This window comes from Streptococcus oricebi, assembly GCF_017883985.1.
GTDB classification, from domain to species: Bacteria; Bacillota; Bacilli; order Lactobacillales; family Streptococcaceae; genus Streptococcus; species Streptococcus oricebi.
Map to the genome: position 1 here is coordinate 64,145 of NZ_PRDG01000003.1, position 22,331 is coordinate 86,475.

A 22,331-nucleotide genomic window follows, 5' to 3' on the forward strand; every position below is an offset into this window, starting at 1 on the left:
GACTGACTCGGTCTTTCTTTGTTTATAGGGCCTTGGTGACGGTCTCTTCAATGCTGTCTACTGTGAAGCCATTCGCCTCAAACTTGGTCTTGAGCCTTTCACTATCAATCTTGCCATCGATTTGTAGCTCAATCACAATGCGGTCATGGCGGTCAGGCCAGTTGACGGCACTAGCGATATTGAGGTTTTCCTCTACCAGCAAGTGGATAACCTTCTCTAAGTTGCCCACTTCATCCTGAGTAAAGAGGCGGATCCGCACTCCTTCTTCTCCATAGCCTGCAATGACCAAAAAGGCCTTGAAAATATCGCGATCGGTAATGACCCCAAAGAGCTGGTCATTATCCAGGACAGGCAGGATGCCTACCTTATGCTTGAGCATGAGATAGGTCGCATCCTCTAGGCTGGCAAACTGGGAAACCGTAATCACATCGCGAATCATGACCTCCCTAATCTTGGTCTTGTTGAGCAGGTAGTTCATCTCATAGATGGAAAGGCTGGTTGCCTTAGAGGGACTGGCCTCAGCAATGGTCCCTTCTGTCACTAGGCCTACCAACCGATCATTTTCAATGACCGGCAGGCGGTGCAGGCCTTGCTCACGCATGATGTCAGCAGCATGGGCCACAGTGGTATCTGGACTGATGTAGACCACCTTACGGGTCATAAAATCTTTTACTGCCATATTGACTCCTTTATCTCCTTTTTCTTTCTATTATATCATAGAAAAGAGGAAGGGACTTAAATTTCTATCCTCTTTCCCTCTTATTTCCTAGTAAAATCCAGCCAAGTTGTTACAGAGCTAGCAAGTCTTTTGTGGCCTTACTTTGATTTTCCCAGCTCTTTTAGACTAGGTTTAATCGGCAGGTAGCCATCTAATCTTTTACTCTTTTTAGGACCAAATTTGTGTAAGCGATTGCACAAGTTCCTTTTTTGGAGTATAATATTTAATATAATAACCAAAAATACTTAAAGGAGGAACTTATGAAAAAGCTCTTATTCCGTTCGCTACTTATACTTGCGATCTGCTTACTCTTTCCGGTCCAAATCGTCCAGGCCTGCACCGGCTTTATTGTCGGTAAAAATCTGACGACTGATGGCTCCGCCCTCTATGGTCGGACCGAAGATTTGGAACCCAATCATAATAAGGTCTTTAAGGTCAACAAGGCCAAGTCAAATCCAGCTGGCAGTGTCTTGACCGACCAGGCCAATGGCTTTAGCTGGAAGCTACCCGAACAAAGCTATCAGTACACCTCGGTTTCCGATGTCACTCCCCAGGAGGGAATCTTTGATGAGGTTGGTTTCAATGAGCATGGTGTCTCCATTTCGGCGACTGTTTCGGCCAAGGCCAACAAGCAAATTCAAGGGGTGGATCCCTATGTTGAAAACGGCCTAGCCGAGTCCATTATCACCACCCTGGTCCTACCTCACGTTAAAAGCGCCCGAGAAGGGGTCGAGCTTTTGGCCAAGGTTGTCCGCGAGCAAGGGGCCGCAGAAGGCAATATCTTGGTCTTGGCTGACAAAGAGGGAATTTGGTATATGGAAATCCTATCCGGCCACCAGTACGTTGCCATCAAATATCCTGACGACAAATACTCAGTCTTCCCTAATACTTTCTTCCTGGGTAGTGTAGACTTCCAGGACCAGGAAAATGTCATTGCCTCCAAGGATGTTGAAAAGGTAGCCAAGGATGCCGGGGTTTACAAAGAAATCGATGGACGCTTCCACATTTCCCAATCCTACAATCCACCTATGTCAGAGGCTGATCGCTCCCGGGCCTGGGCAGGAATTACCGCCCTCAACCCCAATGCCCCTGTCAAGTATGACGATGCCTACTTTGACCTCTTCCAGTCTAGCTCCCAACCAATCGGGGTCGCGGATGTTATGCGGATGCAGCGCAATCGCTTTGAAGGTACTCCTTTCAAGCCGCTAGACCAGATGGAGTTAGACGGTAAGGGCCTACCTAAGCGGGGAACAATCGACCCAGTCTACAAGTACCCACTGGGAAACCCTAATGTCATGGAAGCCCATATCTTCCAACTCAAGGACTCTATCCCTGCCAGCATGGGAGGGGGAACCATGTGGCTAGCCGTCGGTAGCCCTCGTTTTTCACCTTATCTGCCTTATTATGGCAATATTACAGATACCTATTCGGCCTACCAAGTAGAGGATAAAAGCTACAACCCTCAATCCTGGTATTGGGTAGCTTCTCATATCTATGATATGGCTGCTAAACATCGAGACCTCTTTGAAAGCCAGGTCCAAGAAAAGTGGAAGGCCCTAGAAGCCCGACTGATAGAAGAACAGGCCGCTCTTGACGCCAAGTATGCCAATAACCAAGGTGATAGCAGTCAAGAAGTGACCCAGGCCTCTCTGGCACGAGCAGAGCAGGTCTTCAAGGAGATGAAGGCCCTAGAGGCTGAAATGGAAGCCAAGATTAAGGAAAAAGATAGCCAACCTAGCTCATCTAGCAGTTCTTCTTCCACTAGCTCTAGCCAAGAGCCCAGCTCCTCAAGCTCTTCATCCAGCAAGGCAGATGAGCCCAGCCAACCAAGCCAAAGTTCATCCAACAGCAATCCTTCAGAGTCCTCAAGTCAGCCTAGTCCAAGCTCTGACTTGATTCAGCCCCTGGTTGACCCTGCTAGCGGTATTCAAATCTTTAACAAGGATTTGAGTCCAAGTACAACCGGTCTAACAGTTAAAAAGCTGGACCAGCTAGACAGCCTGAAAGGCCGGACTTATGATGCCTACGACATCCGCCTGGAAGACCTAAAAACCAAGCAAAACCTAAGCAAGGTTTCTCCTAGTCTGGTAAGCATTCCGACTAGGAAGGATGCACAGGTAGAAGCCGTCTATAGCCTAGCAGCAAACGGGCAATTAGAGAAATTTGACTTTGAAAGCAAGGACCAAACCGTCTCTTTCACAACCAACCACTTCTCAACCTATGCTGTCGTCTATAAGGATGCCCAAGTCAAGACCAATGCTTGGAGCAAGACCCTGCCACTCACTGGAGAGCAAATGAGCCTCCTGGGACTGGTAGGCCTGATTATCCTAATTGTCTTAGCTTTCGTCTTTATCAAGGCCAAAAAACAAAAATAAACCAGGCCGACTTTCAAATAAGCATCAATCATGGGGCTGGGGCATAAGCCCCAGATGAGGCCAAAGGTCTGAAGTCTTACCTATAAAAACATTGATTTCAGGCCTTTTCTTATGCTAGCAAATTAGGATAAGGGGAAAAGATGATTCCCCCTCCCTATTTGCTCCGCTCCAAAAGCTGTCAGACGGACCGAAAGTTCTATAATAAACAAAACCTCCATTAAATCCTTGATTTTATGGAGGTTTCTCTATCTTATTTATAAACTTTTTGCTGGTCTGGACAGGCTTAACCACCTAGGTAGGCCTTGCGGACTTCATCAGAAGCCAGCAATTCTTGGCCAGTTCCAGAAAGAACGATTTTCCCTGTCTCTAAAACATAGCCTCGATTAGCAATGGACAAGGCCTTGTTGGCATTTTGCTCAATCAAAAGAACGGTCGTTCCCTGTTTTTGAATATCCTGGATAATATCAAAAATTTCTTGGATAAAGATTGGCGCCAAGCCCATTGATGGCTCATCCAATAAGAGGAGTTTAGGAGCACTCATCAAGGCTCGCCCCATAGCTAGCATCTGCTGCTCACCACCTGAAAGAGTGGCAGCATCTTGATTTTTTCTTTCTTCCAAACGTGGAAAACGTGAGAAAACCTTTTGCAAATTAGCCTGATTTTCCTCCCGATTTTTACGGAGAAAGGCCCCCATCTCCAGATTTTCCAAAACGGTCAAACCAGAAAAGACATGCCGACCTTCAGGAACTTGAGAAAGTCCAGCCGAAACAATCTTCTGGGCGGCCTGCCTTTGAATTTCCTGACCTAGAAATTCAATCCGACCCTGGCTAGGACGAACCAGACCAGAAATGGTCCGCAAGATAGTCGTCTTTCCAGCACCATTGGCCCCAATCAGTGAGACAACCTCACCTTCATTGACTTCAAAGCTGACATCTCGGACAGCCTGAATCATCCCATAATGAACCGATAAATTTTCAACTTTCAACATGGACATTAGGCTTCACCTCCTAGATATGCTTCGATTACTCGTTTGTCATTTTTGATTTCTTCTGGCGTTCCATGGGCAATCAAGCGACCATATTCTAGCACATAGATGCGCTCAGTGACATCCATAACCAGACTCATATCGTGCTCAATCAACATAATGGTAATCTTAAATTCGCTTTGAATCCGGCGGATAAGCTTGGTCAATTCAGCTGTTTCCTGGGGATTCATACCCGCAGCAGGCTCATCCAAAAAGAGAATCTTGGGCTCAGTCGCTAGGGCCCGAACGATTTCTAGGCGCCTTTGCTGACCATAGGCTAGATTTTTAGCCAGGGTCTGCGCTTCCTTGTCCAACTCAAAAATTTCCAGGAGCTCCATGGCCCGTTTCCGCAGTTTCTTCTCGCTCTTATAAAAGGCCGGTAAGCGCAGAAAACTTGCCAGGATATGATTTCTGTGATGATTGGTAAAGGCAATCAGCACATTGTCTAAAACAGTCAAGTCTTTAAACAGCCGGATATTTTGGAAGGTCCGAGCCAGGCCCAGACGGGCAATATGGTAGGGTTTCTTGCCATTTAGAAGGTGACCATCCAGATTAACTGTCCCTTCACTAGGCTCATAGACCCCGGTTAAGAGGTTAAAGAGGGTAGTCTTACCCGCTCCATTCGGACCGATTAGGCCAACCAGCTCTCCCTCATTGAGTTCTAGGGTCACATCACCAACAGCGGTCAAACCGCCGAAGTGCTTGGTTAAATTTTTTACATCAAGAAGTGCCATTAGTTGTTGACCTCCTTTTTCTTCTTAAACAATTTGCCCAGGCTAAATTCCCAAGTGCCTAGGAGTCCACCTGGCCGGAAAATCATGACCAAGATCAGGGCCAGAGAGTAGATAATCATCCGAATATTGGCTACGTCCTGTAAGAGGGTATTGAGAACACCCAGGACAATGGCAGCAACCACTGCTCCTGTCATAGAGCCCAGACCACCAAATACAATAATGATGAGGACATTGATAGACGTCATCAAGGAGAAGTCCTTGGGAACGACTGTTCCTACATAACCAGCTTGAAGGGAGCCTGCCATACTAGCCGTCATGGCTCCGATAACGAAGGCGATAACCTTGGCCTTGGTAGTATTGACTCCGACAGACTCTGCCGCAATCTCGTCTTCTCGAACAGATAAAACATTGCGTCCCAGAGGACTGCGGATAAAGTTTACTGTCAATACGATGATTAAAACAGCAAAGATATAAACCAAGGACCAGTTGGTAAAGGACGGAATCCCAGTGATACCGGCAGCCCCATTGGTTAATTGACCGCCATTGACGATGAAAATCCGGACAATTTCAGCCACCCCCAAGGTAGCAATAGCCAGGTAGTCCCCCTTGAGTCGCAGGGTCGGAATCCCGACAACCAGGGCAACCGTTCCCGCAATCAAGGCACCCGCTAGCATGGAGAGGTAAAAGGCACCATAGGTCGTTGCCTGACCAGCTAAGATAGCTGTTGCATAGGCCCCAATAGCCATAAAACCAGCGTGCCCCAGTGAAAACTGACCAGAAAAACCAACGATAAGGTTGAGACCCACAGCCAGAATGATATTGATTCCGATGGACTCTAAAATCTGAATGTAAAAGTCATTGAGCAGGCCTATACTAACTAGACCTGCAATGGCAGCATAGCCGACTATAATAAGGCCAAGCCAAATTAAATTTACTTTTAAATTTTCTTTCATTGCTTACACCTTCTCTTTCACATTCTTACCAAGAATTCCTGAGGGACGAACTAGGAGGATTAAAATCAAGATACCATAAACGATGGCGTCTCGATATTCGGATAGGTTGATGACGGTAGCAAAGGTTTCCAAGATACCGATAACAAAACCACCCAGGGCCGCACCAGGAATAATCCCAATCCCACCGATAACGGCCGCCACAAAGGACTTAATCCCTGGCGTCATCCCCATCAGGGGCTCAAGTGAGTTATAGTAGAGGGCAATGAGGACACCCGCAGCCCCAGCCAGGGCAGAACCCAGGGCAAAGGTAAAGCTGATGGTTTGGTTGACGTTGATTCCCATGAGTTGGGCAGCATCACTATCAACAGAAACAGCCCGCATGGCCTTCCCCATCTTGGTCTTTTGAACAATCAGCTGGAGCAAGACCATCAAAATCAAGGAAACCGCTAAAATGGTTAGTTGGACACTGGTAATCGTGAAGGCCCCCAAGTTGAAGCGAACAGTCTTTAAGACCTGAGGGAAGGGCTTGACATTGGCCCCAACCAAAACGACCATTCCGTACTCCAAGAAGAAGGAAACCCCGATAGCTGTAATCAAGGCAGCAATCCGCGTTGAATTTCTAAGCGGCCGATAGGCCAAGAATTCAATCAAGACCCCTAAGACAGCCGTTCCGATCATGGAAATAATCAGGGCCAGATAAAAGTTGACATGGAGGGAGCCAATCAGGTAATAGCCCATGAAGGCCCCCATCATATAAATATCACCATGGGCAAAGTTAATCAGTTTAATGATTCCATAAACCATGGTGTAGCCTAGGGCTAAGAGCGCATATACACTCCCTAGGATGATCCCGTTTACCAGTTGTTGGAGCATCTTCTACCACACTTTCTAAAATAATAAAGGGAGAGGGGCTACTTTGGGGCTGAAACTCAGAGAAAATCAAACCTAGATGAGGAAGACCTCTTATCAAGAAGGCCCAGCCTATCTGAAGCCCTAGGCCAGGTGAGATTTTCTGGAAAGTTCGGCCAGCCAGGCAGCTACCCCTCCCTTAAGGATGAAAAAATTTCATCGAGCTTTCTAACATTATAACTTGGAAAAACTGGAACTCTCGTCCCAGCTTTTCTTATCCATTCACTAAATTAGGGTTCAACAACTTGGACCTTATCAACCTGACCATTATTCATGGTAACCATATAAGCTGATTTTTCAGTTGTGTGATCCTTATTGATGGTCATCTTACCAGTCACTCCTTCAAAGTCTTTCAACTTAGAGAGGTTCTTGCTGATATCAAGCGAAGTCTTAGCTCCCTTGGCCGCTTCTGCGGCCATATAAACAGAGTCGTAGGCTAGAGCCGCAAACATGGATGGCTCTTCCTTATACTTAGCCTTGTAGGCTTCTAAGAACTTCTTGGTCTTTTCACTGACATCTCCCTTGGTTGCAAAGCCAGAAACAAAGTAGATGTTGTTGGCCCGCTCTGCGGTCGCTTGTTGAACAAATTCATCACCGTTCAAACCATCAGGACCCAAGATTGGTTGCTCAATTCCCATCCCACGCGCTTGGTTCACAATCTTACCAGCTTCGGTATAGTAGGACGGTACCACCAGGGCATCAAATTCCTTACCCTTGAACTTGGTAAGAGCTGCTTGGAAATCTGTGTCCCCACTAGTAAAGGTTTCATCAGCTACGATTTCACCCTTGAAGGACTTACGAAAGGCAGCTGCCGCTCCCTTGGCATAGTCACTTCCATTATCAGTGTAAAGGATAACCTTTTTCAATTTTAAATCATCATTAGCAAATTTTCCTAAGATTTTTCCTTGGAAACGATCTTGAAAGGCTGCAACATAAAGGAAGTCATGACCCTTGGTAATGTCGTCTTGGGTTGCACTTGGGGCAATCAAAGGGACACCTGCCTTATCAGCTTTAGGCGCAGAAGCCGCTGTCGCTCCTGAGGTCGCTGGGCCGACCAGAACATTGACCTTGTCTTGGGTGACTAGCTTGGTTGTGATATTGGCTGCTTCAGCTGTCTCAGACTTATTATCATAGTCTTTGACTTCAAACATCTTACCGTCTACCCCACCAGCAGCATTTATTTCTTCAATGGCTAACTTGGCAGCCTTTTGCTCTGCTCCACCGTAAGCGGCTGTTTGGCCGGATTCTTCAAAGTTAAATCCAATTTTAATCTTATCACCAATCTCTGTACCAGTGGCAGCTGATTTAGATGAGGAAACATCTCCACAAGCTGCGAGCAAGGCTAAACTAGCAAATGTCAACAAGGACAAGCCTAATTTTTTCTTCATGTCTACAAATCTCCTTCAAGATAGGATATGCAAGGCTTCTTGCACTCTTTTTTATTTTATAACCGTTACTAATATACTGAATTATCTGAATATTGTCAATACATTAGGCCGATTTTTTCCTCTAAACTTTTATGGCTCAACGGTTTCGACCTTGTCCACCGCTCCATTATTCATAGTTACCATCAGAGCTGACTTCTCAGTTGTGTGGTCCTTATTGATAGACATCTTACCAGTAACCCCTTCAAAGTCCTTCAACTTAGCAAGCTTGTCCTTGATGTCAGCAGAGGTCTTAGCCCCCTTGGCTGCTTCTGCGGCCATATAAACAGAGTCATAGGCTAGGGCTGCAAACATGGATGGATTTTCCTTGTATTTAGCCTTGTAGGCTTCGAGGAACTTCTTGGTCTTATCAGTCATATCACCTGTAGTTGCAAAACCAGTGATGTAGTAGATATTGTTGGCATATTGATTGGTTGCCTGTTCTACAAAGGCGTCACTATTGAAACCGTCAGGACCCAAGATTGGTTGCTCAATTCCCATACCACGCGCTTGGTTAACGATTTTACCAGCCTCGGTATAGTAACCAGGAATGACAATGGCATCAAAGTCCTTGTTCTTGAGCTTGGTAAGAGCTGCTTGGAAGTCGGTATCTCCCGCTGTAAAGGTCTCATCGGCTACGATTTCACCCTTATAGGCAGAACGGAAGGACTTGGCAATTCCCTTGGCATAGTCACTACCATTATCTGTATAAAGGATAACCTTTTTAGCCTTGAGGGTGTCTGCATACTTGGCCAAGATTTTTCCTTGGAAACTATCTTGGAAGATGGCTACAAAGAGGGAGTCGTGACCCTTGGTCAAACCGTCCTGGGTCGCACTTGGAGTGATGAGGGGAACTCCCGCCTGGTCTGTACTCTTAACAGCGGCCCCTGTCGCTCCTGATGTAGCTGGTCCAATAACAACATTGACCTTGTCCTTGCTGGTCAACTTACTAGAAATCTGGGCTGCTTCAGCTGTTTCTGACTTATTATCATAGTCATAGACCTTGAACTTCTTGCCATCTACACCACCAGCTGCATTGATTTCTTCAATGGCCAACTTGGCTCCACGTTGCTCTGCACTACCGTAGGCACCTGTTGTTCCTGTTTCCTCCAGGTTCAAGCCGATTTTAATCGTATCGCCCTCAATCTTTGTCCCTGAGCTAGCTGCCCCACCATTGGTAGAGACATTCCCACAGGCTGCTAGAAAGGTGGCCCCTAGAAGGGTCACCAGAGTTGCCTTAAATCGTTTTTTCATATCATCGACTCCTTTAGTTCTTAAATGATTAAATAATAATATACAGAATTATCTGAAAATTGTCAACCTTTTTTACAAAAAAATTTGCCAGGCCCTTCTAGGCCTGTTTAAAGAGGCTACCTACAAAGTTAGTATCCAAGTCCTTGATGTGACAAAGTCGGACTTCTTTGACATATTTTTCACCCAGCAGGCGCTGTCTGACTTCTTCTACCTGATCCTCTTCTACATAGAGTTGCAGATAGCGGCGTCTCCTTGAATGATAGATAATATCCCCAAAGGCTGCCAGCTTTTTGGCATCTCGATTATAGTAGAGATAGACAATCAAGCCGATTCTAGCTTCCTTTTCAAACATGGTATTCCTTTCTTGCTTCCTGAGGAAGCTCCCTTTGGCCTTCTGACTAGCCACAAAAATCAAAGGAGTCCCCAAGAATATTTTTTCACGAGGCTAGCTTCAAGCAAAACTAGCACTTGTTTGATTATACCAAAAAAGCGGGGCTTGCGCCCCACTTTTTTCAATTATTTTAAGCTAAATTGGTATTTTCCATAATTTCATCAATAAAGCCGTAGTCCAGGGTTTCCTGGGCATTCATCCAGTAATCGCGTTCAGCGTCCTTGTGGATTTGCTCAATTGGCTTGCCAGAGTTCTCAGAAAGGATTCTTTCCAAGGTATTACGAGTTTTGAGCAAGCGTTCAGCTACAATAGCCATATCAGTTTGTTGGGTACCGCTACCTGTTCCTCCCATTGGTTGGTGAATCAGGTATTCAGCATTTGGAAGCATAAAGCGTTTGCCCTTGGCTCCGCTTGACGCGATAATGGTTCCCATTGAGGCTGCCATTCCCATAACGATGGTTTGAACATCTGACTTGATAAAGTTCATGGTGTCCATGATGGCTAGACCTGCTGGTACAGAACCACCCGGAGTATTGATGTAAAGGTAGATATCCTTGCTACTATCTTGGGCGTCCAAAAAGAGGAGCTGGGCAATGATAGAGTTGGCCATATTGTCCTCAACTTGGCCTGTCAGCATGATAATGCGGTCTTTTAGGAGCCGCGAGTAAATGTCATAGGAACGCTCTCCACGACTGGTTTGTTCGATAACTACTGGAATCATAGTTTTTCTCTCCTTTAGTAAAATTGAGTGCGAATCAATCCTTGTCACTCTAACTGATATGCTTTATTATACCTCTTTGGTCAAAAAAGGTCAAACAAAAAACTTACTTGGTTCCAAAGAGCCTGTCCCCGGCATCTCCCAGTCCAGGGACGATATAGCCATTTTCATTGAGCTTTTCATCTAGGGCAGCAGTGAAAATATCGATATCTGGGTGGGCCTTTTGCAGGGCAGCCACTCCTTCTGGGGCAGCTACTAGGCAGACAAACTTGATGTTGCTAGCTCCCCGTTTTTTTAAGGAATCAATGGCTAAAATAGCGGATCCCCCCGTTGCTAGCATGGGGTCGACAACAAAAATTTGCCGGTGCTTGATGTCCTCTGGTAGCTTAACCAAATATTCGACCGGCTGTAGGGTCTCCTCATCCCGATACATACCGATGTGGCCGACCTTGGCTGCAGGCACTAGGCTCAAGAGGCCATCCACCATACCGATTCCTGCCCGCAAGATTGGGACAATTGCTAATTTCTTTCCAGCTAACTGCTTTTGCACTGTCTTGGTAATGGGGGTTTCGATTTCCACATCTTCCAAGGGTAAATCACGCAGGACCTCATAACCCATCAGCATAGCAATCTCATTGACCAATTCCCGAAAGGCCTTGGTTGATGTATCTGTCCGCCGCAAGATAGACAGTTTGTGCTGAATGAGAGGGTGTTGGATAACTTGAAATTTTTCCATAATAGGACTTCCTTTTCTACTTTATTTAGTTTCCAGAAAAAGCAGAAGTAAAGAGGGCCATAAGGACCTAGACGAGGACTGGCTTTATCTAGATTTAGCGGGCTACTCAATTCTGATTTCCCAAAAGTATAATCATCTCATTATACCAAAAAGCCTTTAAAAAGGCTTGCTTCAAGAGCAAACCTTCTTAAAATTATAACCATTCCTTGTAACGCTCGATATATAGGTGCTTGACAAAGGTCACGCTGACCATATAAAGAATGATAATCAAAAATAGGAAAATAAAGTAAATTCCATTTAATGGAGCCACCTTAATCAGACTGGCTAGCGGGCCATAAGGAATAAAGGTGACAAAGAGGGCCGCTGCTAGGGTTGTCAAAACAACGGACAAGGCTGGCCGACTATGAACAAAGGGCAGCTTAGGTGAACGCAGCATATAGATAACCATGGTCTGGGTCCACATGGACTCTAGGAACCAACCTGTTTGGAAAATAGTGATAAAGGCTGTAGAGTCTCCGTTTAGATAGTTGCTGCCGGTCAACATAGGCGCAATGATAAAGTAGAGCAAGAGGAAGGTCAAGCAGTCAAAGATGGAGCTGATTGGACCAATCCAGGCCATGAAGCGCGTGATTGACTTGGCGGTCCAAATCCTTGGCTTCTTGAGAAATTCACTATCAACATTATCAAAGGGCAGGGCGATACAGGAAATATCATAGACTAGGTTGAGCACGATGAGATGGATAGGAGCCATCGGGAGGAAGGGCAGAAAGATGCTAGCTACCAAAAGGGAAAAGATATTCCCGAAGTTGGAGCTGACCGTCATCTTGATGTACTTGGTCATATTGGCATAGACCTTGCGCCCTTCAACCAGACCTTTTTCCAAGACCAGCAGGTCCTTGTCCAAGAGGATAACATCGGCCGTTTCCTTGGCAATATCGACAGCGGTATCAACCGAGATACCTACATCAGCCACCTTCATTGATGGAGCATCATTGATCCCATCACCCATATAGCCCACCTTGTGACCATTGGCCTTGAGCTGTAAAATAATTCGAGCCTTTTGGTCAGGAGATAGCTTGGCAAAGACCGTCGTTTTCTCCACAGCCTGACTCAAGTCATCATCAGACATCTGATCTACCACAGAGCCTAGCAGAATCTCATCTACATCCAGTCCTACCTTTTCACAGACAGCCTGGGTCACCTTTTCATTGTCACCCGTTAGGATTTTAGTAGCTACCCCATATTCCTTGAGGATTTTAATGGCTGGCGCCGCTGACGGTTTAGGCGGGTCTAGAAAGGCTAGATAGCCCGTCAAAATCATGTCAGACTCGTCTTCCACAGAGTAGGCATAGTCTAGATCCAACTGGGACTTATAGCTAACTCCCAGCACTCGCAGACCTTGCTCGTTGAGCTGGGCAACTTCTTTTAAAATCTCGGAACGAATTTCCTGGGTCAGGGGCAGGATTTCTCCCTGGTCCTCAACATAGCTAGAAATAGCCAGCATCTCCTCCAAGGCTCCCTTGGTCACCATGCTCACCTCTCCAGCATGGTCCTGAACGAGGACACTCATCCGCCGCCGCTCAAAGTCAAAGGGTAACTCATCAACCTTTTTAAATTTTTGGTCCAGATCCCGCAGGGATTCTTGTTCCTTGGCTTCTTTTTCAGTCCGGTTGATAATGGCCCGGTCCATGAGATTTTTAAGACCTGTTTGGTAGTAAGAGTTGAGATAGGCCCGACGTAAGACCTGTAAATCAAGATTAGAATGGATATCCAAGGGATACTCTAGGACAATCTCGTCTTGAGTTAGGGTGCCTGTCTTATCTGTACAAAGGATATCAATAGCTCCTAGGTCCTGGATGGCATTTAATTTTTTGATGACAACCTTTTCCTTGGCCATAATAATCGACCCCTTGGCCAGACTAGCAGTGATAACCATAGGCAGCATTTCCGGAGTCAAACCAACTCCGACACTCAAGGCGAAAACCCCAGCTTCCAGCCAGTCTCCGTCGGTCAGTCCATTGATTAAAAAGACAACAGGAACCAAGACTAGCATGAGACGAATCAAGAGCCAGGAAATACTATTCATCTCCCGCTCAAAAGAAGTCGGCTCATCATAAGTGTTGAGGGTCTGCTCAATGGCTCCCATCATGGTCTCATCTCCGACGACTAAAACCAAGGCAGTGGCCCGACCACTGATAACAGTAGTTCCCATAAAGGCTAGAGAGTCTGCCTCCAAAAGATTATCCACTTGGTTATTTTCAGCCTTATTGAGAGCCAACTTTTCAATGGCGTCACTCTCTCCAGTCAGACCAGACTGCTGGACGAAAAAGTCACGCGACTCTAGCAGAACAACATCTGCCGGTAGCATATCTCCCGCACTCAGCTCAATCATGTCACCGACAACCAAGTCATCGATAGGAATTTCCTGGGTCTCTCCCTCCCGGGTCACACTGACAGTATTGACAATCATCCGCGATAGATTACTAGCTGCCTTATCACTCCGCAATTCCTGAATAAAACGAATAGTACCGGATAGGAGGACTAAGATAACTATGATGAAAAAGGTCGTTGGATCTGCCTCACCAGGCTTGGCCAACCAAACATTGGTTACCAAGGATACTAGGGCAATCAACAAGAGTATAACCGTAAAAGGATTGATGATGGACTCGTAAATCTTGCGCCAAAGCGGTACTTCCTGCCCCTTGGTAATCACATTCTCTCCATACAAGTCCCGATTTTCATCGACCTGCTCCTGACTGAGCCCAATTTTGGCTGTCTTAAGACTAGCCATTGTTTCTAGAATAGGCACTTGCAGTGCCTCTGTCAATCTTTCTTTTGCTGTTTTCAATTTGATTTCTCCTCTAATTTTTTAGACTAGAGTCGACAACTACAAACCAGGAGAATACCAGCTTGCAACTTCGACTAGCAAGGGTTTCTCCGGATGACCATCTTCTGGCATTCTCCTCACCTCCTTTAATAAGATACAAAGCCCGTTAAGAAAACGAAGAAAAAATAGGCGGCCGAACAGGAGTTGCTAGCAACTCCGTTGTGAGACCCCCGCAAGGACAACTAGCTTGGAGGTAAGCATTAGCGCCACCTACAAGCAGATGTCTACTGCGTCTGGATATCACAACTACTCATTTGCGTATTTTCCGAAGCTTTTAGCTCGAGTTCAATTCTAAGATACAAAGCCCGTTAAAAAATCGAAAGAATTTTAGGGAAATTGACGAAGGTTCTCCAGAACCTAGGAAATTTCATCTAAATTCCGAGATTTTAGGGCGTGTTCAATTAACAAGATACAAAACCCGTTGGCAGACTGCTTCATCGCTATTGCTGAACGCAATGCTCTGAAACGAAAGCCACTAGCGTGCCCTTTCTACAGTCTGCACTAATTTTCCAAGCAAAAATTATCGTTTTGCTTGGAAAATGTCGAAAAACGAAGAAAAAATAGGCGGCCGAACTTAGCTAGCTTTTTAGTTTCTAGGCTAGCCTTCAAACAGTCCACCGGACTGTTTGAACCCTAGGCAAGGCTGACTAGCTAGGTGACAAGTCACTAGTGACGATGGCAACTAGCATACTGCTACTGCGTCCTGAGTTCAGCACTAGCCCCTTGGCAGACTATTTTATAACTGTCCACCTATCTGGCCTACTCTTTTGGCGCAAGCAAAAAGTCCCGCCTTGAAATCAGGGCGAGACTATCTTTAGTTTGGACGTTAACCGTTCAAGCTTTAACTCCATAGGGCAATGAAACGACGTTAGTTGTGACCTTAGCGATCACCACTGTTGACCAGCGCGTAGTGTCTCCACTCCTTTGCGGCAGCCGTCCGTATCCCTATGGTAGCCTCACCTACCGAAATGATGCAAAGAGCCTTACATAAACGAAGTCTCTTTTCTCCAAAAACCACTATACTCCACTTTTATAGGAATGTCAATAGTTAAGAGTCATTTCTTTGCTCAAATTGGGCGAGACTGCTCGCTATCCTGCGACAAACTTCTTCAACAATCCTTTTGGGTGCTGCGATATTGAGGCGAGCATGCAAGGAGCCTTCCTTACCAAAATCTGTCCCTCGGTTGAGAATGACCTTGGCCTCATCATGTAGAAGCCGGTGCAGCTGGTCATCTGTCAAAGCATAGGCTGAAAAGTCCAGCCAAATTAGGTAGGTCCCCTGCGGTTTCATAATCTTTAATTGGGGAGCCTGCTTGGCAAAGTAAGCCACTGCAAAGTCAATATTTTCTTCCAGAACAGCCTTTAGCTCCTCTAACCAAGGCTTGCCATAACGGTAGGCAGTCTCCGTTGCCAAAAGGCCCAGACTAGAGATTTCATGTTGATTATTGGCTAGTTGCCGCTTCCGAAATTTACTGCGCAGACTAGGATTTTCAATCACAGCATAACTATTTTTAGTTCCCGCAATATTAAAGGTCTTGGTCGCGCTGGCTAAGACCAGACTAAAGTCCTTAAAATCAGGCGAAACTGTGTTGATAGAATGATGGTGATTGCCAAAGAGGACTAAGTCCTGATGGATTTCATCTGAAATCAAAATAATCTCATGCTTCTGGCAGAGTCGGCCAATCTTTTCCAAGTCTTCTTTGGACCAGACACGACCACCTGGATTGTGGGGGTTGCAGAGCAAGTAAATCTTGACCTGATTGTCGACCAAGTCCTGCTCAAGTTGCTCAAAGTCAATCTCAAATAAGCCATCCTTTTCTTGCAGAGAATTTGTCACTAGCTTGCGCTGGTTAAACTGAATGCTGCGGGCAAAGGGAGGGTAGACCGGTGTGTTAATTAAAACCGCATCACCTTCCTTACTAAAAGCCTGGATGGCAGTTGAAATAGCAGGGACCACTCCCTCAATTAAAAGCAGGGCCTCCTCTTCAAAATAATAGCCATGCTCCTTGCGCTCCCAGTCCATAATGGCCTGAAAAAGGGTTGAGCTAGCATAGTTATAGCCATAGACCAGCTGGTCAGCATAGTCGTGAATGGCCTGTCTAATCTCAGCTAGCACTTCAAAGTCCATATCGGCTATCCAGGCCGGCAAAAGCTCAGAATCCGCCTCGACTTCCTTCCACTTAACACTATTTTGCCCCAAACGTTTGGGGGCGGTTTGAAAATCATACTGTCCCATCTTAGTCCTCCAAAGCTGCTTTCAAGTCTGCAATCAAGTCTTCTGCTGCTTCAATCCCAATCGATAGACGTAGCAAGTCGTCTGTCAAACCATAGGAATAGCGGACTCCTAAAGGGATATCAGCATGGGTCTGGGTAGCCGGATAGGTAATCAGACTTTCTACTCCACCTAGACTTTCGGCAAAGGTAAAGACCCGCAGGCTGTTCAAAATAGCTGGAATTTTCCATTCATCAACTACTTTAAAAGAAATCATACCTCCGCGGCCAGGATAAAGAACTTCCTTGACCTGGGGACTTTGCTCCAGAAAGGCAACAATTTTTTGGGCGTTCTGCGTCGAGCGTTCCATTCTTAATGAAAGAGTCTTGAGACCTCTGAGCAAGAGGTAGCTATCAAAAGGAGATAGGACCGCACCAGTAGTATTGAGATTATAGAAAAGTCGCTCGTATAACTCGCTATCACTTGTCATAACCGCTCCAGCCAGGACATCATTGTGGCCGGCCAGATACTTGGTCGCTGAATGAAGGACCAAGTCGGCCCCCTGGGACAGGGGACGTTGATAAATAGGGCTATAAAAGGTATTATCGACAATGACTATGGCCCCCTGCTCTTCATGGGCTATTTGAGAAAGGCGGGCCAAATCATACTCTTGCATGAGGGGATTGGTCGGCGTCTCGATATAAAGAATATCAACATCCTCCTGCTTTAACTTGCGAATCAACTCCTTTTCACTATTGGCATAGGTGAAGGAATAGATACCCTCACTTTCCATCTGATTAAACCAACGGAAACTTCCCCCATAGAGATCGCGTACTGCCAGGACCCGACTGCCCACAGGAAAGGCCGAGAAGGCCAGGACGATTGCACTCATGCCTGAGCTAGTTGCCAAAGCATAGTCAGCCCCCTCAATGGCAGCCAGTGTTTCTTCCAGGGCCGCTCGGGTAGGATTTTTAGTTCGTGTATAATCGTAGCCTGTCGATTGGCCAAATTCCGGATGTTGGTAGGTTGTCGAAAAATGTAGGGGGGTGGTTAAAGCCCCAGTCTTTGAGTCTGTCTTGACTCCAGCCTGGGCTAAGAGTGTATCTAGCTGCAATTTTTCTGTCATCTGGCACCTCGCAAAAATTTCTTATTACTATTGTAGCACCTTCTGGAAAAAGTAGGCTTTGTTCTTTTCAAGAGCTAGATATAGTTTCAACTTATAACTTCTTTCAATAGGTCAACCCAAGACTACTCCTACTTTATCCTTGTCTCCCGGCATTTGAGTGTCTGGTAAGTTACACTTGACAAGCAAAAATCCGATTGCTTTAAACATATAAAAAGAGGAGCCTAATCTGGCTCTCTCTAAAATGTAGCTTTTCATCTATTCATTATTGTTAATAAATACCTTTAATTTATATGAAGTTTTCGTCTTAGGCTAGCTGCTTTAGATCCGATAAAGCGATCCATTAGACGCACTCTGAGAGCTAAACCACCATAGATAGCCAGACCAAGACCGCCAATCAACAAAAGATGAACCATGCTGGATACACGGCCATTGGCTTGGAAAAAGAGGCTTAAGAGGAGGTCTCCTCCCGCTACAAAGATGGACATAAGCAAGGTCAAAATACTAATCAGAATGCTTCGTTTCACCAGATTCTCTGGATTAAGACCTGTTACCTGCTTGATTTCTCGATACATGAGAACAATAGGAACGATTAAGCCGATGGTCGTCGCTGCTAAGGGACCATAGGCCTTAAACAGATAGATAAAAGGAATTTGTAGGACGATTTTCACAGCTACCCCATAGAGGAAGTAAATAATGGCCTTCCGGTTTTGGAAGAGGGCCTGAATCATGGGAGCCAGTACCGTATAAAGACCTAGAATAATGGTCTGGAGCATGGCAAAGATAAAGAGGCCCAGGGCCAGACTATCTGGCTGACCATAAAAGACGGTATAGAGGGGAGCCGCCACTAGGACAGAGCCTACCGTTGCTGGCAGGAGGAAAAAGAGCAGCATGCTTAGATTGTCCTGAACAAGGCGGGCCGCTGCTGGAAAGTCCTTCTTGACATAGTTTTCGGTCAAGAGCGGAATCCCGACACCTCCGATAGAGGTCGCTACCGCAATTAAAATCATGGTGATTTTATTAGGGTTGGCTGAAAAGTAGCTAAACATAACCCAAAGCTCGGAATGGCTGTATTTACCGATACTATTCATAGTATTGATAAAGGTCATCTGGTCAATGATTTGGAACAGTTGGATGGCCGAACCTGTGATAATAAAGGGAATAGCCTCACGAATGGTATCAAGGAGCAGGGCTTGGCTATTGATTTGCGCCCGATTTTGAGACCTAGCAAAGATTGAAGGAAGCATCTGGCTCTTCCAGAGGAAGTAAAAGAGGACCAGCATGCTGGCCAGCATACCGATAAAGGCGGCAAAGGTTGACTGGGTCACTGCCTCTACATAATTTTTAGAACCTAAATTCATGATAAAGTAGGTGGTCAAGAGCATCCAAATAACCCGAATGAGCTGCTCAGCGATTTGACTGAGGGCATAGGGCATGAGATTATTAAAGCCCTGGAAAAAGCCGCGAATCACACTCATAGAAGGGAAAATCAAGACAGCCCAAGATAGGCTTTGCATGATTGGAACCAAGTCCTTGCCCCCACCTGAAAGACTGGCCAAGAGCGGGGAGAAGAGATACATGGCCAGGGCAAAGATAGCCCCCAAAATCAGCATAAACTTGAGAAATTCCCGAATCAGGGCAAAACTACGTTCTTCTTGGTCAACAGTATTGTACTTGGCCACCTGTTTAGCTACTGCGACCGGCACTCCTGCCGTCGAAATCAAAAGAAACCAAGCATAGATATTATAACCTGCGGTAAAAAGACCATTGGCCTCGGGGCCATGCTGGCCCATCCAGATATACCAAGGGATAATATAGATGGCTCCCAAAAAACGGCTGATAAAATTACTGGCTGTCAGCCAGGCAGTCCCTCGCAACATTTTTTCCTGTTGGCTTGTTTGGCTTTGTTCTGTCATAAATTTCCTCTTAGTCTTTCTTACTTAATATTATAAACTTTTCCTCTCCTCTTGTAAAACTTGCCCTCATTTTTAGGCTCATTTCCTAGCCTAATTTAAAAATTATTTCTGCTTGCCTAAAAAGTTCACTACTAGAGTAAGGTTGAAAGGAAAGCTCCTCAAAAGGGACGCAGACAATTTTGCCAAAGACCTTGATTTATCAGCCTCAAGAGACTATAATACAATATAGGAATATTGACAGAAAGTATAGATAAAAACCATGATAAAAATTGAAACGGTATTATCCATTTTAAAAAAGGACCAGAACTTTCGCGAAATTCTGGACCAGGGCCATTACTATTATGAATATCAGCAGGTCAGCTTTGAAGCCTTGAGTTACGATAGTCGCAAGGTCGATGAAAAGACCCTCTTTTTTGTCAAGGGGGAGAATTTCAAAAAGGAATTTCTAGAAGAGGCCGTTGGGGCTGGGCTTACTTTTTATGTCAGCGAAAAAGACTTTGAGCTAGCCATTCCAGTCATCCTGGTCAATGACATCAAACAAGCCATGAGCTTAATTGCCATGGAATTTTACGGGAATCCCCAGGACAAGCTAAAACTTCTGGCCTTTACTGGGACTAAGGGTAAGACGACAACAGCCTACTTCGCCTATCATATCCTCAAGGAGGGTCATAAACCAGCCCTGTTATCGACCATGAACACCACCCTGGACGGTCAGACCTTCTTTAAATCAAGTCTGACCACACCTGAAAGTCTGGATCTTTTAGACATGATGGCTCAGGCTGTTGCTAATGGCCGGACCCATCTCATCATGGAGGTATCTAGCCAGGCCTACCTAAAGAAAAGGGTTTATGGTTTGACCTTTGATGTTGGGGTCTTTCTCAACATCAGCCCCGACCATATCGGGCCGATTGAACACCCCAACTTTGAGGACTACTTCTACCACAAGCGACTCTTAATGGAACACAGTCGGGCCGTTATTATTAACAGCGGCATGGACCACTTCCAACTTCTTAAAGAGCAGGTAGCAGGTCAGGACCACGACTTTTACGGGCCAGGCTCTGCCAACTATATCGAAAATTCCCAAGCCTTCTCCTTTAGGAGCCAAGGGAAGCTAAGCGAGGATTTTGACATTCAGCTCATCGGTCTCTTTAATCAGGAAAATGCCTTGGCGGCTGGTCTAGCCTGCCTAAGACTGGGAGCTTCCAGAGAGGAGATTAAGAGGGGAATTGCGGCCACTCGTGTCCCTGGCCGAATGGAGGTCCTAACCCAAGCCAATGGGGCCAAGGTCTTTGTGGACTATGCCCATAACGGGGAAAGCCTGAAAAAATTACTAGAGGTTGTCGAAAGTCACCAGACTGGTAAAATTATCCTCATCCTGGGAGCTACGGGCAACAAGGGCCAGAGCCGCCGGAAGGACTTTGGCCTCCTCCTCAACCAGCACCCCCAAGTAGAGCTCATCCTAACTGCGGACGATCCAAACTTTGAAGATCCGGCCCAGATTGCCCAAGAAATTGCTAGTTATATTGAGCGTCCAGTAGCCATTGAAGTAGACCGTGAGTTGGCCATTAAAGAGGCCCTCAGCCGGACCCAGCAGGTAGGTGATGCGGTCATCATTGCAGGTAAGGGGGCGGATGCCTACCAGATTGTCAAGGGCGAGAAAGTCGCCTATCTAGGTGACTATCCCATCGCTGAAAAATATTTATAAGCAAGCCAAAAAGAGCAGAACTTGCTCAAAAGGAAATACCGCTAAATTATTGATGTCGACTTTAGGACTCTAGTCCTAACTTGTAAGCCTGGGATCCGTCTAAGTGACTAGATAAATGAGGCCAAACTTGTATCAAAGGGCCATGTCCACATAGGCTAGGCTTAAATCAAAGGCTTAATACGCCTGGCTCATATTTTTATGTATATAAAGGTTGGAGGTTTTTGTCTCCGACCTTTTTTGCTGGCGGGTTTAGAGAGAGCTTGTGTCGCCTTTTCCGTCTATAAGTAGCTTGCTAAATTTCATTATTCCCTTCATCAGCAAAGGAAAAGAGGGAACTTTTGAAATTTTCCTGGAAATCTATCTTTTACAAACATTAAATTTTCTGAAAACTCTTTTTTTCTAAGAAAACTTGTGCTATAATCATATCTGATAAAAGTAGACAGAAAGGTTTTTTATGTCTGAAATTCGGGCGCAAGCGATTCAAGTTGCCTATGAGCAAAAGACCATTATTGATAACTTAGACTGCCAATTAGCTAGCCGTCAGATTACCACTATCATCGGTAGCAATGGTTGTGGCAAGTCAACCCTGCTCAAGGCCCTGACTAGGATTCTACCAACCAAGGCTGGTCAGGTCCTACTAGATGGCAAGGATTTGGCCCAGCTGGCCACCAAGGATGTGGCTAAAAAGCTGGCCCTCCTGCCCCAAACCATGGAGGCTAGCGAAGGAATCACCGTCTATGACCTGGTCTCCTATGGCCGCTTCCCCCACCAGTCTGGCCTGGGACGACTGACTCCCGAGGACCGAAAGCAAATTGCCTGGGCCATGCAGGCCACATCTATTGAGGACTTTGCTGACTGGCCGGTGGATGGACTGTCTGGTGGACAAAGGCAGAGGGTCTGGATTGCCATGGCCCTGGCCCAAGATACCGAGACCATCTTTTTAGATGAGCCAACCACCTATCTGGACCTAAACCACCAGCTAGAAATTCTAGAATTACTGGAAGAGCTCAACCAGAAAAAGCAAAAGACTATCGTCATGGTCCTGCATGATCTTAATCTAGCCGCCCGTTTCTCCCAACAGTTGATTGCCATGAAAGAGGGGCAAATCAAGTATCAGGGAGGGGTGGAAGAGATAATGACTCCCGCTATTTTAGAGGATATCTTCCAAATTCAGGCTCAAATCATTCGCGACCCTATCCAGAATAAGCCCCTATGTCTGACCTATCAACTCATTAAAGATTAACTTAGAAAG

Annotated in this window: 17 protein-coding genes and 1 riboswitch; of the genes, 3 read left to right on the forward strand and 14 right to left on the reverse strand. The window is 45.9% G+C overall.

The window, feature by feature from the left end:
* Positions 1 to 22: 22 nt before the first annotated feature.
* Positions 23 to 679 (reverse strand): CBS domain-containing protein, encoded by a 657-nt coding sequence (locus C4K46_RS05315; protein WP_209627856.1) that lies wholly within the window; start codon positions 677 to 679, stop codon positions 23 to 25.
* Positions 680 to 978: 299 nt separating this feature from the next.
* Here C4K46_RS05315 and C4K46_RS05320 point away from each other — a divergent pair, with 299 nt between their 5' ends.
* Positions 979 to 3,093, forward strand: coding sequence for a C69 family dipeptidase (locus tag C4K46_RS05320; RefSeq protein ID WP_209627857.1), 2,115 nt, complete (start codon positions 979 to 981; stop codon positions 3,091 to 3,093).
* Between the two features lie 283 nt (positions 3,094 to 3,376).
* On the opposite strand, the gene C4K46_RS05325 is transcribed toward C4K46_RS05320, so the two are convergent.
* From C4K46_RS05325 to C4K46_RS05385, 13 genes are all read right to left on the reverse strand, one after another.
* Complete coding sequence (locus tag C4K46_RS05325; protein WP_209627858.1) at positions 3,377 to 4,087, reverse strand: ABC transporter ATP-binding protein; 711 nt, start codon at positions 4,085 to 4,087, stop codon at positions 3,377 to 3,379.
* Entirely contained in the window at positions 4,087 to 4,851 is a 765-nt protein-coding gene (locus C4K46_RS05330; RefSeq protein ID WP_209627859.1) for an ABC transporter ATP-binding protein, read from the reverse strand. The genes C4K46_RS05325 and C4K46_RS05330 overlap by 1 nt, the downstream gene beginning before the upstream one ends.
* Positions 4,851 to 5,804: a branched-chain amino acid ABC transporter permease gene (locus C4K46_RS05335; protein ID WP_209627860.1), complete on the reverse strand. Its 954-nt coding sequence runs from the start codon at positions 5,802 to 5,804 to the stop codon at positions 4,851 to 4,853. The genes C4K46_RS05330 and C4K46_RS05335 overlap by 1 nt, the downstream gene beginning before the upstream one ends.
* 3 nt (positions 5,805 to 5,807) lie before the next feature.
* On the reverse strand, positions 5,808 to 6,677 hold the full coding sequence (locus tag C4K46_RS05340; protein WP_209627861.1) for a branched-chain amino acid ABC transporter permease: 870 nt from the start codon (positions 6,675 to 6,677) through the stop codon (positions 5,808 to 5,810).
* Positions 6,678 to 6,943: 266 nt separating this feature from the next.
* Entirely contained in the window at positions 6,944 to 8,101 is a 1,158-nt protein-coding gene (locus C4K46_RS05345; protein WP_209627862.1) for an ABC transporter substrate-binding protein, read from the reverse strand.
* Between the two features lie 129 nt (positions 8,102 to 8,230).
* Positions 8,231 to 9,391 (reverse strand): ABC transporter substrate-binding protein, encoded by a 1,161-nt coding sequence (locus C4K46_RS05350; RefSeq protein ID WP_209627863.1) that lies wholly within the window; start codon positions 9,389 to 9,391, stop codon positions 8,231 to 8,233.
* A 97-nt stretch (positions 9,392 to 9,488) separates the two neighbouring features.
* The gene (locus tag C4K46_RS05355; protein ID WP_209627864.1) at positions 9,489 to 9,743 is read right to left on the reverse strand and encodes a DUF2129 domain-containing protein; all 255 of its coding nucleotides are present in this window, start codon (positions 9,741 to 9,743) and stop codon (positions 9,489 to 9,491) included.
* Positions 9,744 to 9,912: 169 nt separating this feature from the next.
* Positions 9,913 to 10,527, reverse strand: coding sequence for an ATP-dependent Clp protease proteolytic subunit (locus tag C4K46_RS05360; protein WP_338059784.1), 615 nt, complete (start codon positions 10,525 to 10,527; stop codon positions 9,913 to 9,915).
* 79 nt (positions 10,528 to 10,606) lie between these two features.
* On the reverse strand, positions 10,607 to 11,236 hold the full coding sequence (upp, locus tag C4K46_RS05365) for a uracil phosphoribosyltransferase (RefSeq protein ID WP_209627866.1): 630 nt from the start codon (positions 11,234 to 11,236) through the stop codon (positions 10,607 to 10,609).
* A 193-nt stretch (positions 11,237 to 11,429) separates the two neighbouring features.
* Entirely contained in the window at positions 11,430 to 14,084 is a 2,655-nt protein-coding gene (mgtA, locus tag C4K46_RS05370) for a magnesium-translocating P-type ATPase (protein ID WP_209627867.1), read from the reverse strand.
* 857 nt (positions 14,085 to 14,941) lie between these two features.
* Positions 14,942 to 15,098, reverse strand: a riboswitch (M-box (ykoK) riboswitch).
* Between the two features lie 73 nt (positions 15,099 to 15,171).
* Positions 15,172 to 16,359 (reverse strand): MalY/PatB family protein, encoded by a 1,188-nt coding sequence (locus tag C4K46_RS05375; protein WP_209627868.1) that lies wholly within the window; start codon positions 16,357 to 16,359, stop codon positions 15,172 to 15,174.
* Between the two features lies 1 nt (position 16,360).
* On the reverse strand, positions 16,361 to 17,461 hold the full coding sequence (locus C4K46_RS05380; RefSeq protein WP_209627869.1) for a cystathionine gamma-synthase: 1,101 nt from the start codon (positions 17,459 to 17,461) through the stop codon (positions 16,361 to 16,363).
* 281 nt (positions 17,462 to 17,742) lie between these two features.
* On the reverse strand, positions 17,743 to 19,374 hold the full coding sequence (locus C4K46_RS05385) for a putative polysaccharide biosynthesis protein (protein WP_209627870.1): 1,632 nt from the start codon (positions 19,372 to 19,374) through the stop codon (positions 17,743 to 17,745).
* Between the two features lie 259 nt (positions 19,375 to 19,633).
* On the opposite strand from C4K46_RS05385, the gene C4K46_RS05390 reads away from it, so the two are divergent.
* Positions 19,634 to 21,079: a UDP-N-acetylmuramoyl-L-alanyl-D-glutamate--L-lysine ligase gene (locus C4K46_RS05390; RefSeq protein WP_209627871.1), complete on the forward strand. Its 1,446-nt coding sequence runs from the start codon at positions 19,634 to 19,636 to the stop codon at positions 21,077 to 21,079.
* A gap of 454 nt (positions 21,080 to 21,533) precedes the next feature.
* The gene (locus C4K46_RS05395; RefSeq protein ID WP_209627872.1) at positions 21,534 to 22,322 is read left to right on the forward strand and encodes an ABC transporter ATP-binding protein; all 789 of its coding nucleotides are present in this window, start codon (positions 21,534 to 21,536) and stop codon (positions 22,320 to 22,322) included.
* Positions 22,323 to 22,331: the final 9 nt, after the last annotated feature.